Genomic DNA, 15327 nt, shown 5'->3' on the forward strand with positions numbered 1-15327 from the left:
ATAACTAGTTAAACTACCTATTAAACCTTTGAGTCAAATTCTATTTTAAGTTATTCAAAACAGGCTCAAGCAACGGGAGATATTACGACAGGCATTTGATATATATAATTATTAAATCACTTTAATGGCTCAGCTATTTATTTAAACAGCGGATTATAGTTTCACGTAGATTTTGCGCTTTAATAGGCTTTGCAACATGGGCGTTCATGCCAATGGATAAGTATCGTGTAATATCATCTTTCATAACATTAGCTGTTAAAGCAATTATTGGAATATTTGCGATTGCTTTGTCACTATCGCTACGAATAATTTTACTCGCCTCAACCCCGTCCATAATAGGCATATGAATATCCATCAAAATAATATCGTACAATTGTAATTTCACGGCTTGAATACATTCTAATCCATTGTCGACCAAGTAAATTTGAGCATCAGCCTTCTCTAGTATGTTTGTAACGATTAGTTTATTGATCGAGTTATCTTCCACAACCAATATTTTTATACCTGCCAGCGACGCTTCACTTACGGTGTTTACTATAGGAACTTCATTAAGAGAGTCTACTACTTTACTTTCAATCGCCTCATACAAAACACTCGTGTATACAGGTTTCTGCAAAATAGTTTTTATACTTACTTTTTTGGCTGCATTATTAAGTAAACTTTCGTCACTCATTATAAGCACAATCGTGTTGTTATAAAGTTGAGGATTAATATTGAAAATGCGTATTAAAAAAGCTTCGCTACTCATTGATGGCATTGCCCAGTCGACAATAATAACTTTAAATTTATCTTTATTGTGTTCAATAATATCAATAGCTTGTTTAGCAGATTGACAGGCCGTACATACTAGCCCCATAGCCGTTAGCTGATTTTCAATTACCTTAAGATCATCTTCATTATCATCTATAATTAATACCTCAAACGAATCAGTAAAAGTTAGGTCGGGAGTGTTATCAATCAACGCTTGGTTATTCAATTTCACCTTAATCGAAGCTATAAATTCACTACCTATACCTTGAGTACTTTTTACCGTTATATCCCCACCCATCGATTGGCATAAACGCTTACTTATAGTTAAACCTAAACCTGTGCCGCCAAACTTCCTGGTTGTAGAGCTGTCAGCTTGAGTAAAAGATTCAAATAAATCGGTAAGGCTTTGCTCGGCAATCCCAATACCGGAATCCTTAACAATGAAATACAAACAAACGCTCTTAGGATCAGCTAACGATCTTTTTGATTCTATTAATACCGATACAAAGCCCTGTGTAGTAAATTTAATTGCGTTAGAGCATAAATTTAGCAGTACTTGGTTTATTCGAACTACATCACCTATTAAATCGAGTTTAACCTCTTTACCAATGACAATATCAAATGTGATCCCTTTGCTTTGAGCTAGCTCATCAAAAGTTGCTTTGATGTAGTCAACAACCGAATTTACAGAAAAAGGAAATTCCTCAAGGTTAATATTTCCAGACTCAATTTTTGAAAAGTCTAAAATATCGTTAATAACTACAAGGAGTTGATCTGAAGAATATTTAATTTTATTTAAATAATGCTCATATTCCCCGGGCAAACCTTTTTCGAGCAAAATGTTGGTTAAGCCAATAATCCCACTCATAGGGGTTCTAATTTCATGACTCATATTTGCTAAAAATTCAGACTTAGCGGATGTCAGCTTTTCGGCCTCTTCTTTGCCTTGCAACAGTTCTTCAGTACGCTGATCAACGCGAGACTCTAATCTTTGCTTTTCTTCATCAAGCTCTTTTAAAAGTTGAATGCGCCGTTGATTTAAAAACAATACGAAAACTAAAAAGCTGCTAAGAATAAAAATAATCGCAGTAGCGCTGTAAATTAATGTTTTATTTTGCTCAAAATAGGTTGGCTCGTAATAAGATATGATCGACTTTTCTGGCAAGCTTTGTGGAGCTATATCGAACTTGTTTAATTGACGCCAGTCATAAGCGTAAACACTTAGCCCTTCACCACTGATTTCACTTAAACTTTTATTTTCATTGTATAAAATTATCGAATCGGCAATACGTTCGCCTATTTTTTCACCCGACAACACATATCCACCAACAACACCTGAGCCTAATAGTACCTCCCAATAACTAAAAACGGGCGCAGAACTTGCTTTTGCTAATTGCTCTACGAGCTGATAAGGGCTAAGGGATTTATTGTCGTAATGCCTGAAAATGGGAGTAAACAATATAATTGAATCATCTGGCGCATTTTTTACTTTAGTGAGCAGCTCTGGCATTGAAAGATCAAACCACTTCTCTACGTCTAAATACGAAAAGTCACGGTTAATAACCGAAAAGAGCCCTCGATAAAAGCTCATTCCAATATCGTTTTTTGTATCTAATATAACGATTAATTTTTTAGGCTTCATTAAATTAACAGCGCTTGCTGTTGCTTGCGCGTAATCTAATTTAGCTTGGATCACTGCTCCGTTAGTATTTTTAGGCAAACTAAATTGAGCGCCTGGTTCCAAATATATTCTTGGAGCATTTATAAAAAAGTCATCTAATTGCGATAAAAGTACTGCAGCAGAAGGAGACTGAGTAACAATGATATCGATGTGCTTATTTTTATATTTTTGTTTGAGGTAGTCCTTCATTAACTGTTTTTGATTTGCTTCATCGAATCGGTTTACATCCATATTTTCAACGAAGAGTTCATAACTAAAAGAACGTTCTATAAGTTTTTTACGCAGTCCAGAATCAACACTTTTGTGCCAAGGCATATCTTGGTTTGTTGAATTTATAAATAAAACATGAGTAACATTTGAAGAAGATTGAGCGTTTGAAATTGGACTCACAAATTGAAAAACAAGAAATAAAAATAAGATATTAGTTTTCATGTTTCTCATTGTGTAATCAAGGTGAAAGTCCTTTAATGGTAAGTGTTAACGATATATATATCAATTAAATAAAATGTAAATACCACCATAATTTAACATGTTTACTAATACTATTTCATTTTATTGCTTAATGACGATATTCATTGATAGTTCTGGGTTGCCCTCACTACACAACTCGTATAAAAAAACCCCGTAAAAACGAGGTCTAATATGAGTATTACACTAATAACTTTATATCATTTAGAACGGGATATCGTCGTCAAAATCAATGGTTGGTTCCATTGGGTTTGATGCGCCACCTTGCGGAGCACTTTGTGGTTTAGGAGCGAAACCACCTTGCTGTTGTGGTGCACTTTTTTGCTGTGGTGCATAACCACCTTGCGGCTGATATTGATTACTTTGCTGCTGTGGTGCTGGAGCCGGTTTTGGTTGTGCTGCTGGTGCGGCTTGTTGCTGCGGATTATAGCCACTTTGCTGTGCAGCTTGGCCTTGGTTATTTTGACCGTAACCACCGCTTTGTTGACCACCTTGCGGCTGATTACCTTGGTAACCACCACCTTGTTGTCCACCTTGCGGCTGATTACCTTGGTAACCACCACTTTGCTGATCGCCACCACGTGCGCCTAACATTTGCATTTGACCAGTAAAGCCATCTACAACTATTTCTGTAGTGTATTTTTCTTGGCCTTGTTGATCGGTCCACTTACGTGTTTGAAGTTTACCTTCAACATAAATTTGTGAACCTTTACGACAATATTCACCAACAATTTCAGCTAATTTGCCAAAGAACACAACACGATGCCACTCAGTTTTATCAACCATTTGGCCAGTGTTTTTATCTTTATAGCTATCCGAAGTTGCTAAGGTAATATTTGCTACACCATTGCCGTTAGGCATATAACGAACTTCAGGATCTTGCCCTAAATTACCAACCAAAATTACTTTGTTCACACCGCGTGCCATGGAACCATCTCCTATAAATGTTAGATTAAACCAGCTACTTTACGTGCTTGGTCTAGGTCAAATTCTTTATCATTAATCTTTAAATAGCTGCGACTTTCATCGCGAACCACAGTTGCTTCTATTACGCCTGGTAAAGCAACTAACTGAGAAGCAAGTGTTTGAGCATGCTCTTCAGAATCTAATTTGGTCATTAAACTAATAACTTTACTTTTGGGTGGGACTTGCATTTTCCACGCAATAATAAGCCATATTAACCCAACAAGTGCCGCTGCCGCAAACACAGCTTGCGTCGTTGTAGTTTGTGCTACATAACCACCTAACATACCGCCTAAAAAGGCGCCTAAAAACTGACTAGATGAGTAGCCACCCATTGCTGAACCTTTTTGGCTTGCAGGTGCTATTCGCGATACAAGCGCAGGCATAGTGGCTTCTAAAAAGTTAAACGCCACAAAATAAAGCAGCATACACACAGCAATGCCTACTACACTATTAACCCATACCGACATTGCTAGCATGCTAATAGTTAACAAGGCTACTGAGCCAATAAATGCTTGTTTTTCTTTCTCTTTTTTAATGGCCACAATCATTATTGGTACCATTAATAAAAATGCTAAAAATAGCACTGGAATATATAGATACCAGTGATGGTCGGCAACTAAGCCATCTTTAATTAATTGACTCGGCAGTACGACAAATATTGTGGTTAGCGTTAAGTGTAATAGCAATACACCTGCATTTAATCGTGCTAACTGAGGGTGCTTAATTAGTTTTTTAATGTCGCTAAAGCTTGCTAATGTATCGCCTTTGGGCGCTTTATTTACCGCATTTGGCACTAGCATAGTCACTATAAATATACCAAAAACAGCTAAAATAGCAGTCAACCAAAATACACCCGCAATACCCCACGAAGCTGCAACAATTGGCCCAAGTAGCATAGCAAAGGCAAAGCTCATTCCTATGCTCATACCAATAACGGCCATTACCTTTGGTCGTTGCTCATCGCGGCTTAAATCTGAAGCAAACGCGAGTAGTGCACTGGCTATTGCACCCATACCTTGTAGAGCGCGGCCTACAGTAACCATTTGAATAGAGTCAGCTAATGCAGCAACTACAGAGCCAATAGCAAATACGACTAAGCCACCAACAATAACCTTTTTACGACCAATTTTATCGGATAATCGACCCATAGGTATTTGCAATACGGCTTGCGTTAAACCATACGCACCAATGGCAAAACCAATCCAAATAGGCGAAAAACCTTCAAGCGATTGTCCATAAATAGCCAATACAGGCATCAGCATAAACAAGCCGAGCATTCTAAATGCAAACACACTCGCCAGCGATACTGCGGCGCGTTTTTCTCGTGAATTAAGTGAAGATGCGGTCATTATCTGCGAGATCTTACTCTATGAAAAATTGAGGTTGAGATTCTACCATAAGCGTAGCAATAATTAATCGCCTATAAGTAAGGATTTTTCATTGATCAAGGATTAATATTGCTTCGTATTATGCGATACTGAGTAAATAATTTTGGTAATAAACGAGATAGCATGGAAAACATTGAAGTCCGAGGCGCCCGTACGCATAATTTAAAAGACATCAGCCTAACCATCCCACGTGATAAATTAATAGTTATTACTGGTCTATCTGGTTCGGGGAAGTCATCACTTGCATTTGATACACTTTATGCAGAAGGACAACGCCGGTATGTTGAATCACTCTCTGCGTATGCAAGACAATTTTTATCGCTTATGGAAAAGCCTGATGTAGATCACATCGAAGGCCTCTCTCCTGCAATTTCTATTGAGCAAAAATCAACGTCTCATAATCCACGATCAACTGTGGGTACTATTACCGAAATTTACGATTATTTACGACTTATGTTTGCCCGCGTTGGCGAACCACGATGCCCTACACATGATTTACCACTTGCTGCGCAGACAGTTAGTCAAATGGTAGATACTGTTTTGGCACTGCCTGAGGGCAGTAAATTAATGCTGCTTGCGCCAATAGTAAAAGAGCGTAAAGGTGAGCATGTTAAGTTATTAGAGCAGCTATCAAGTCAAGGTTATATTCGCGCCCGTATAGACGGTGAAGTATGTGACTTATCTGATCCACCAACACTTGAGCTTCATAAAAAACATACAATAGAAGTTGTTGTAGACAGATTTAAAGTAAAAGATGGCTTACAACAACGCTTAGCAGAATCGTTTGAAACCGCGCTTGAAATGTCTAACGGCGTTGCACATGTAGCATACATGGATGATAGCAGCGCTGAAGAAATTCTATTCTCAGCAAACTTTGCCTGCCCTACATGTGGCTATGCAATGACTGAGCTAGAACCGCGTTTGTTTTCGTTTAATAACCCTGCTGGTGCGTGCCAAACCTGTGATGGTTTAGGTATACGTCAATATTTTGATCCTAATCGCGTAGTGCATAACCCAGAGTTAAGCCTTGCTGGCGGTGCAATTAAAGGCTGGGATAAACGCAGCTTTTATTACTATCAAATGCTACAAGCCGTTGCTGAGCATTATAGTTTTGATTTAGATGTGCCTTATCAAGATTTAGACAGCGACTCGAAAAAAATTATTTTAGATGGCTCTGGTAGCACTAAAATTGCATTTAATTACCGTAACGACCGTGGCGATTTAATTACGCGCAATCATGAGTTTGAAGGCGTGTTAAACAACATGAATCGCCGCTACCGCGAAACTGAGTCAAACTCAGTACGCGAAGAACTTGCTAAATACCAAACAAGCCAAGCATGTCCTAGCTGTAATGGCTCGCGTTTACGCGAAGAATCTCGAAATGTATTTATTGGAAAAACCAACTTACCTGCAATCACGTGCATGAGTATTGGTGAAGCTATGGAGTTTTTTGAAGGGTTAACGCTAACCGGACAAAAAGGCCAAATAGCTGAAAAAATACTAAAAGAAATTCGCGACCGTTTATCGTTTTTAATTAACGTTGGCCTAAATTACTTATCACTTGAGCGCAGCGCCGACACACTATCAGGTGGTGAAGCTCAGCGTATTCGTTTAGCGAGTCAAATTGGTGCAGGCCTTGTAGGTGTAATGTACGTACTAGATGAGCCATCAATTGGGCTACATCAGCGCGATAACGACCGCTTACTACAAACACTGGTCCATTTACGCGACTTAGGTAACACCGTTATTGTGGTAGAGCACGATGAAGATGCTATTCGTGCCGCTGACCATATTATTGATATTGGTCCAGGCGCGGGAGTTCATGGTGGGCATATTATTGCGCAAGGTACACGCGACGATATTTTAGCAAGCAAAGAGTCTGTTACGGGCCAATTTTTATCAGGCGTACGTAGAATAGAAATACCAAAAGAACGTCACCCAACAAACGACAAATGGCTAGAGCTATTTGGCGCAACGGGTAATAATCTTAAAAATGTGGATTTAAAAATCCCATTTGGTTTAATGACGTGTGTGACAGGTGTATCGGGCTCGGGTAAATCAACGTTAATAAACGACACCTTATTTAAACTTGCTCATACAGAGCTAAATGGCGCAACAACTGCCGAAGCGGCACCGTATAAATCAATTAGTGGTTTAGATCATTTTGATAAAGTGATCGATATTGATCAAAGCCCGATTGGTCGTACTCCGCGTTCAAATCCGGCAACCTACACAGGTATATTTACCGGTATTCGTGAGTTATTTGCAGGTACACAAGAAGCGCGCTCACGTGGCTACAAAGTAGGTCGCTTTAGCTTTAACGTTAAAGGCGGACGCTGTGAAGCTTGCCAAGGTGACGGCTTAATTAAAGTTGAAATGCACTTTTTACCTGATGTGTATGTACCGTGTGATGTATGTAAGAGCAAACGCTATAACCGCGAAACACTCGAAGTACAATACAAAGGTAAAAACATACACCAAGTACTTGAGATGACTGTTGAAGACGCGCATGATTACTTTGATAAAATACCGGCTATTGCGCGTAAGCTTAAAACGCTGATGGACGTTGGTTTGTCGTACGTGCGTTTAGGTCAAGCCGCTACTACTCTCTCTGGTGGTGAGGCGCAACGTGTAAAATTAGCACGCGAGCTATCAAAGCGTGATACTGGTAAAACGCTCTACATATTAGATGAGCCAACAACAGGCTTACACTTTGCTGACATTGAACAGCTGCTTGTTGTACTTCATCGCTTGCGCGATCACGGCAATACAATTGTTGTTATTGAGCACAACCTCGATGTAATTAAAACAGCAGATTGGGTTATCGATTTAGGACCTGAAGGCGGAGCTGGCGGTGGTGAAATACTCATTGCAGGCACGCCAGAAGAAGTAGCCGAATGTGAGCGTTCACATACTGGGCATTACTTAAAACCTCTATTAAATAAATAGAGGTTCGGTTGTTACAAATCAATCGGTATTAAGGTTATTTAACTGTCGAGATTACACTTGATTAAAAATGGCGAGAAGATTCACTTCTCGCTATTTTTTTGCTCTAACTTTTCTTTTATCAACATAATACCAATCCGCAATAATACTTAATCATTTTGCGGGGCTAAACGTGTCGCTACCTGTGTTAAAAAATTCTCATTTACGACTGCATGGATGCAGAAGGTAGAGCAATGCAGGAGCAATTGCCGAGAGCAACTAAATAGCGAATTTTTTGCCTAGCTATCAACACGTTTTTCCATCCTCAAAATAGATCACTTAATTAAGCGAATTGGTATAACAATCGAAAATGTTATTAAAGAAAAACAACACACTGCTACAAACTTAATCTAAAAAGATAGACACGCCCTAGTCGTTCCAACTTATCTGTATTATTTGCATGTCTTTATATTTCGATTCTGTAAATAAAATCTGATTGTTATTACTAATAAAAAATGCGATGGGTTTAAAATCCACGTGCACATCTTTTACTGTTTTATCTTCTAAATTAAGCCTAGCAACTCTTGAAATTGCATCAGAGTAGTAAAGGTAATTACCATTAATGGCAAAAACTTGTGCTTGTCGCGCGTCTTTAGGCAATTCCCAACTCTGTTTATTTGATAATTTAATTAACTGATTATTAGTAATTGCATAATTAGTACCGTCAGCGCCTGAAATTAATTTGTTGGCTTTAACATCCTCTAATATAGTTGTGTCTCGGGTTAATAAATTAAACTGAGCAAATAGATTTTCTGAACCACTTCGCTCTAAATAAATTATACTTTCATTATCTTTAGACCATACATAGCTTAGTATTTTTCGCCCTTCAAACTCAGCTATGGTATAGAGTTTGTTCGACATAACGTCAAAAAATGCAATATCACTATTAACTCTTAATAAAACACGATCTTGCTTACTCGATACCCTTAGTCCGCCAATAGCAAAGGTAGATTTACCTTCATAAGTAAAGTTACTAAGTTGCTTTGTAAGTCCATTTTGAGATAACCACAACTGACTGCTACCAGAGCGCTCGGATACAAAAATATGCGCTGGCCCTTTCTCATTAATGACTTCTGCAATGATGTAGTCGTCTTCATCACTTTTGTAGAGTGCTTCATACTCAGGAGTATCGCTAAAAAGATTAGTCGCTTTAATTAACGAAAATGTTTGTGTTTTATTTGCTGAGTAAAAAAGGCTATTAGCAGATTGAACTGCAATATAATAAGGTGAAATTGCTGGGGTAACCGTTAGTGTGCGTTTAATAATATTATTTTCATCAAACACAATGGTTGAAAGATCAGAGTCTTCAAAAACAATCACGCCTTTATCGTCTGCAAGCCAATCAAACGCGAAGCTAATTATGCTTTTCTTTGCTTTAAATAACCGCTTGGTTTCATGGGTCTCAAAGTTGTAGCTAAATACAGAAAAAGGCTTACCCTTTTGACTAAGTACATATGCTATTTTACTACCAGAATGAGATAAACGAGGCATGATTACGCCATACATGACGCCTGGTGGTGGGATCACTATGAATTCTTTTTTAAGTTCTAAATCATATTTATATAAACCTGAACCCTCATGCTCATTTTTATATTCGGTGTAATAAATATGCTCACCACTTTCGTCTACTTGCGCATAACCTGTGTATCTAAGGTCGCACTTTTTAATTAATGTAGCCTTTCCTATAACAGGAAACTGGCTTAAATCAACCAGTACCATTTCACACTTTTGCTGCTTTAAGTTTGTCGCTTGTAACAACACAGAGTGCTGATTTAACTGCCACGATAAAATGGATACTTGAAAGCCAGGATAGGTAATTTCAACTTCCCTTTGATCAGATAGTCGTTTTACAAATGCATGCATTACGTCATTTTCAGGTTCAACATTTGTATAAGCTAAATATTGTTTATCTGAGGACATCTCAGGATGAACCTCACTGCCTATATTCCACGTGCTTGCTACCTTATTAACCGTGATCTGTTTAATCTTTTCACTAGAAGGTGTATTAATAAAAAACAACCCAAACCATACTAAAAAGCACAGGCAAATAATGGCGAATAAAGAATAAATCAAAAACTTTTTACTATTCGTTCTTTGAACTGGTTGCGAAATAGTTGCAGTAGCTATCTCTTCATTTTTGGCAGAAATACCCGGTGAGTCAGGCAAAATGTTTGCAGGCTCTTTCGAAACGTTTGCTTGCGTTAAACGCTCAGGTATTACCGTTAGGCTATATCCTTTACGGTAATGCGTTTTTAAAAGCGGCGCTTTTTCAATTGGGTGGGCAAGCTGCTTTCTTAACTCTGAGATTGCACGGTTAATCGCATTATCGTCAACAAAGCTTTGTTGCCACACACTCTCAATAAGCTCTTGGCGGGAAACGATTTGTTGAGGCTTATCTATAAAGTGGAGTAATAACTTTACTAAAAGTGGATCTAATTCCCTTTCTAAATGGTTTGAAGTAATCACACAGCGATTACTAATAAATTGCCAAGGTCCGATTTGATAATTCATAGTCTTTACGTATTTTTATTTTTATTTTTATAAACCGTATCACATCTACACTTTCTTTTATAGAAAAAGCATTTTAAACCTTATATTAGCGTTATAAGGTTTAAAGCTAACATACTAAATTTAAACAATTATTTAGCTTTAAAACCTTATCTATTAATTGCTCATAACTAGATAAGCGACTCTTAATAAATTCAGCGATATTCTTTAAACCGTCATCAACAAGCAGCTTAGTAAAAAATCATTTGTGATTCTAAATTGGCTGCAGCAAAAAATATAAAAGGTTTAATTATGAACAGCACAATGAAAAAAGTACTACCGGCTTTACTACTAGCAACTGCTTTTAATACTACTTCAGTTATTGCAGCTGACACTAAACAAAACACCGTTCAAAATAATTTTGAGAAATGCATGATTGGTGAAAGCATAAAGGCAATTAACCCTGTTAATCAAAAACTACAAAAAACAAACAAAATAGACGCTTCTGAGTCTTTAAAAAGTAATGTTGATAAGCAGACATTACTTTCTTCAATAGATAAAAAAATATCAGCTGAGCTTGACTCTTCAATGAGCAAAATAAACTCGCAAATTGATAAAAATCTTTCAAAGGTAACATCGTCAATCACTACATATTTCAGCAATGTGTTATCGAACTAAAAACAATAAAATTAAAAGTTACATTAAGGAATTATCATGAAAAAGTTCACAAAAAAATTAGTATCTGCCAGCGTATTAATTAGTTGCAGCCTTTTAGCAAATACAGCACAGGCTCAAAGCTCTGTATGGCAAGTAAGCAATGGTAATGACTCACTATTTATTGGCGGTACAGTTCACATACTACCTAAAGCTGAAATGCCACTACCCGCTGAGTTTAACCATGCTTATGAACAAGCAGATACAATTATTTTAGAAGCACCGTTACCTGACCCAGCCGACACCAATGCACAAATGCAAATGTTAGGTGCGCTATCGTATACAAATAACGAAACGTTGAGTCAAAAGCTAGAACCCGAGATTAAGGCTTTACTTGAAAATAAGCTTAGCGAGTTTGGCGCTAACCTAGCTAAGTTAGACGGTTTTCGCCCTGCTATGGTTAGTATTGTCTTAATGTCGATGGAGCTTCAAAAGCAAAATTTAATGGGTGAAGGGGTTGATGCTTACTTTACTAAAAAAGCGACTGAAGATAACAAAACAAAAAATTACTTAGAAACAATCGAATTTCAGTTAGAGTTTTTTAAAACAATGGGTCAAGGCAACGAAAACGATTTCATTAAACGTAACTTAGCCGAGCTTCACAACTATGGCGATATGTTTAAAGGACTTTTAGCTGCCTGGCGCAAAGGTGATACAGACACACTGAATAAAGTGGCACTTGAAGATATGCAGCAAAATGATCCGAATAGCTATAAACAAATCATTACAGATAGAAATAATGATTGGTTACCAAAAGTAGAAGCCATGTTTAACAACGACAAAAATGAGTTTGTACTTGTTGGAGTTGCCCACCTTGCAGGACAAGATAGTTTACTTACCTTACTTGAAAACAAGGGCTATAAAGTTTCTCTAGTTGATATTGATAGCACGGGAGATATAACAGTAAGAGGGGCTGAATAATGGATAAAACAGATAAACTAGCGATATCGCTACTGTTTCTATTTGGGTCTATCATGTTGATATGTGCTATATAAAAAATGCCGCTAACAAGCGGCATTTTTTTATTTTAATAAACTTACCCGCGAGGAATAAAACCAAGCGCATCGTATACCGATTTCAATGTTTTCTCAGCACGTACACTTGCTTTTTCAGCACCTGATTTCATTATGCTATTAAGTAGGTTTTGATCTTCTCTGATCTCTTTAAAACGGGCTTGAATTGGCTCAATCATATTTACAACTGCATCTGCTGTATCTTTCTTTAAATGGCCATACATTTTATCTTCATACTCAGGAACTAGGTCTTCTATTGAGCGCTTAGTTGCAACACTCAATAAAGTAAGCAAGTTTGATACACCAGGCTTTTCTGTGCGATCAAAATAAATACGTGCTTGTTCATCTGAATCAGTTACTGCTTTTTTAAGCTTTTTCACAATTTGCTTTGGCTCATCTAATAACATGATATAACCATTTGGGTTTTCGTCAGACTTAGACATCTTTTTAAGTGGGTCTTGCAAGCTCATTACGCGTGCACCAAACTCAGGAATGTACGGCTCTGGTAATTTAAATACGTCGCCGTATAAATTATTAAAGCGTGTGGCTATATCGCGAGTCAGCTCTAAGTGTTGCTTTTGATCTTCACCAACGGGTACTTGATCAGCTTGGTATAATAAAATATCCGCAGCTTGCAATACCGGATATGAAAATAAGCCCACGTTTACGTTATTTGCATGCTTAGATGACTTGTCTTTAAACTGAGTCATTCGATTAAGCTCACCCATTTGCGCGTAACAATTTAATACCCACGCTAACTGTGCGTGCTCAGGTACTTGTGATTGTACAAATAACGCAGATTTTTCAGGATCAATGCCACATGCCGCGTAAAGAGCAATACCATCCAACACTCGAGAGCGCAGTAACTCAGGCTCTTGGCGAACCGTAATAGCGTGTAAGTCTACTAACATAAAGAAACTTTCGTGGTCTTCCTGTAACTTTAGCCACTGGTTAATAGCGCCAACATAGTTGCCTATTGTCATACCACCGGTTGGCTGAATGCCGCTTAAAACTACTGGTTTACTCATGATTTTCCTTTATTTTGCTTAATTAATAATATTTAACGCTGCGTTAGAACAGGTATTATATCTAAGAAGTGATCGCATAGGTACTGTGGATTATAATCCTCAAGATTTTCACCTTGGTTATAGCCATAACTAAGTGCAATTACGTCTATATTAGCGGCTTTAGCTGCAAGTATATCGCTTTTAGAATCACCTATCATTATTGCTTTATTAGGCTCTGCATTTAGTTTTTTGCAGGCAAATAGCAATGGCTCTGGCGATGGTTTTTTTGCCATGTCGTCACCGCATACAATCACATCAAAATGACTCGTTAGTGCCAGTTTATCAAGTAGTTTTTCTGTGAATATTCGAGACTTATTAGTGATTAATGCTTTAGGCATACCACGAAGTGCTGCAAGCCCGGTTTCTACATGTTGGTACAAAACACTATACTCACCAACTTGTTGTTCATAGTGCTTATAAAACTGTAATATTGCTTTACTACTAAGTGACTCATCTAGATGTGCACTCACTTGCATATCGCCACTCAAAGCGCGTTTAACGAGGACTTCAACCCCATTACCGACCCAGCTTTCAACCAAGCGTTGACTAACAATAGGGAAAGCAAGACTGCTCAAGGTTAAATTAATAGCAATATACAAGTCGTAAACGCTATCAACCAAAGTACCATCTAAATCAAATAAAGCGACGTCGTACTTCATTATTTTACACTTCCAAGCTGTTTACGCATTTGGTCAATCACAACCTTGTAATCTGGTTGATTAAAAATAGCTGAGCCTGCAACAAACATATCAGCACCCGCTTGTGCTGCTGCAGCAATATTATCGACTTTAATACCCCCATCAACCTCTAAGCGAATATCTCGGCCTGACTCAATAATACGCTGTTTTGCTTGGCGTAATTTTTCAAGCGTATGAGGTATAAAGCTTTGCCCGCCAAAACCTGGGTTAACCGACATAAGTAAAATGGTATCTAGCTTATCAATAACATGGTCCAAATAACTTAGGCTTGTTGCTGGGTTAAACACTAAGCCTGCTTTACAGCCGTGATCTTTTATTAACTGTATTGTACGATCGACGTGCTCACTAGCTTCTGGATGAAAAGTAATAATTGATGCGCCAGCCTCTGCAAACAATGGAATAAGACTATCTACAGGCTTAACCATTAAATGTACGTCGATAGGTGCTGTAATGCCGTAACCTCTTAGTGCTTTACACACCATAGGACCAATTGTGAGATTAGGTACATAGTGATTATCCATTACATCAAAGTGAACCACGTCAGCGCCCGCTTCGAGTACTTTATCAACATCTTCGCCTAGTTTTGCAAAATCAGCAGACAAAATAGAAGGGGCTATTAAATATTTTTGCTCTGGGTTAAACATGATTAACTCCATCAATAAATAGTGTATTGCGTTAATGTAACTTAATTGAAGATGTTACCCAAGTAATATGGCGTAATAGCCCCTATTTCAGGTAACTTTAAGTTTGATTTTTAATCAATATTTGCTATGATTAAAAAAGTAACAAATTATTGGATTTCATCATGCGTGCTTTTAAAACTGGGATATTAATTGCGTCGGCATTACTGCTTATCGGGGCGTTTAGCTTTGGTTCAAGCTCTGAGCAAGAATTAAGCTCAGTAGGTAATTGTCATAATACACAAGTGGTAAGTCCTCAAAACACATTAACTACAATCACGTGTATTAAAGCTGAAGAAGAGTCATCGTGGTTTTCGTGGTTAACTGGCGATAGCCGTAGTGCTCAGTTTCATTACCTCGATTTACTAGAGCTACTTACTAGCTCCGATGATTCTAAAAACACTCCATCTTTAAAACCTTTATTTTAAAT

At 37.8% G+C, this 15327-nt stretch carries 11 protein-coding genes; 4 read left to right on the forward strand and 7 right to left on the reverse strand.

What is annotated here, in order from left to right:
• Positions 1-133 precede the first annotated feature (133 nt).
• The 3 genes from L659_RS0105570 to L659_RS0105580 all read right to left on the reverse strand — a co-directional run bounded on the left by L659_RS0105570 (position 134) and on the right by L659_RS0105580 (position 5214).
• Complete coding sequence (locus tag L659_RS0105570) at positions 134-2863, reverse strand: response regulator (protein ID WP_024589879.1); 2730 nt, start codon at positions 2861-2863, stop codon at positions 134-136.
• A gap of 240 nt (positions 2864-3103) precedes the next feature.
• Positions 3104-3826: a single-stranded DNA-binding protein gene (ssb, locus tag L659_RS0105575; protein WP_007586300.1), complete on the reverse strand. Its 723-nt coding sequence runs from the start codon at positions 3824-3826 to the stop codon at positions 3104-3106.
• Positions 3827-3846: 20 nt separating this feature from the next.
• The gene (locus L659_RS0105580) at positions 3847-5214 is read right to left on the reverse strand and encodes an MFS transporter (RefSeq protein WP_010553785.1); all 1368 of its coding nucleotides are present in this window, start codon (positions 5212-5214) and stop codon (positions 3847-3849) included.
• Positions 5215-5376: 162 nt separating this feature from the next.
• On the opposite strand from L659_RS0105580, the gene uvrA reads away from it, so the two are divergent.
• Positions 5377-8202, forward strand: a complete 2826-nt coding sequence (gene uvrA, locus L659_RS0105585; RefSeq protein ID WP_024589880.1) for an excinuclease ABC subunit UvrA — start codon at positions 5377-5379, stop codon at positions 8200-8202.
• A gap of 405 nt (positions 8203-8607) precedes the next feature.
• Here the strand turns inward: uvrA and L659_RS0105590 are convergent, their stop codons facing one another.
• Positions 8608-10749, reverse strand: coding sequence for a winged helix family transcriptional regulator (locus L659_RS0105590; RefSeq protein WP_024589881.1), 2142 nt, complete (start codon positions 10747-10749; stop codon positions 8608-8610).
• Between the two features lie 288 nt (positions 10750-11037).
• On the opposite strand from L659_RS0105590, the gene L659_RS0105595 reads away from it, so the two are divergent.
• Together L659_RS0105595 and L659_RS0105600 are read left to right on the forward strand one after the other, a co-directional pair.
• Positions 11038-11403, forward strand: a complete 366-nt coding sequence (locus tag L659_RS0105595; protein ID WP_024589882.1) for a hypothetical protein — start codon at positions 11038-11040, stop codon at positions 11401-11403.
• A gap of 36 nt (positions 11404-11439) precedes the next feature.
• Positions 11440-12360, forward strand: coding sequence for a TraB/GumN family protein (locus L659_RS0105600; protein ID WP_024589883.1), 921 nt, complete (start codon positions 11440-11442; stop codon positions 12358-12360).
• A 115-nt stretch (positions 12361-12475) separates the two neighbouring features.
• Here the strand turns inward: L659_RS0105600 and trpS are convergent, their stop codons facing one another.
• From trpS to rpe, 3 genes are read right to left on the reverse strand one after another with little or no spacing between them, the layout of a single operon-like run.
• Positions 12476-13480 (reverse strand): tryptophan--tRNA ligase, encoded by a 1005-nt coding sequence (gene trpS, locus L659_RS0105605; RefSeq protein WP_024589884.1) that lies wholly within the window; start codon positions 13478-13480, stop codon positions 12476-12478.
• Between the two features lie 32 nt (positions 13481-13512).
• Positions 13513-14178, reverse strand: a complete 666-nt coding sequence (locus L659_RS0105610; protein ID WP_024589885.1) for a phosphoglycolate phosphatase — start codon at positions 14176-14178, stop codon at positions 13513-13515.
• Entirely contained in the window at positions 14178-14861 is a 684-nt protein-coding gene (gene rpe / locus L659_RS0105615) for a ribulose-phosphate 3-epimerase (RefSeq protein WP_024589886.1), read from the reverse strand. Before rpe ends, L659_RS0105610 begins: the two co-directional genes overlap by 1 nt.
• Positions 14862-15022: 161 nt before the next feature.
• Between rpe and L659_RS0105620 the strand changes: the two genes are divergently transcribed.
• The gene (locus L659_RS0105620) at positions 15023-15325 is read left to right on the forward strand and encodes a hypothetical protein (protein ID WP_024589887.1); all 303 of its coding nucleotides are present in this window, start codon (positions 15023-15025) and stop codon (positions 15323-15325) included.
• Positions 15326-15327: the final 2 nt, after the last annotated feature.

Origin of the sequence: Pseudoalteromonas sp. S8-8 (assembly GCF_000497875.1) — a bacterium.
In the GTDB taxonomy this organism is placed as follows: Bacteria; Pseudomonadota; Gammaproteobacteria; order Enterobacterales; family Alteromonadaceae; genus Pseudoalteromonas; species Pseudoalteromonas arctica.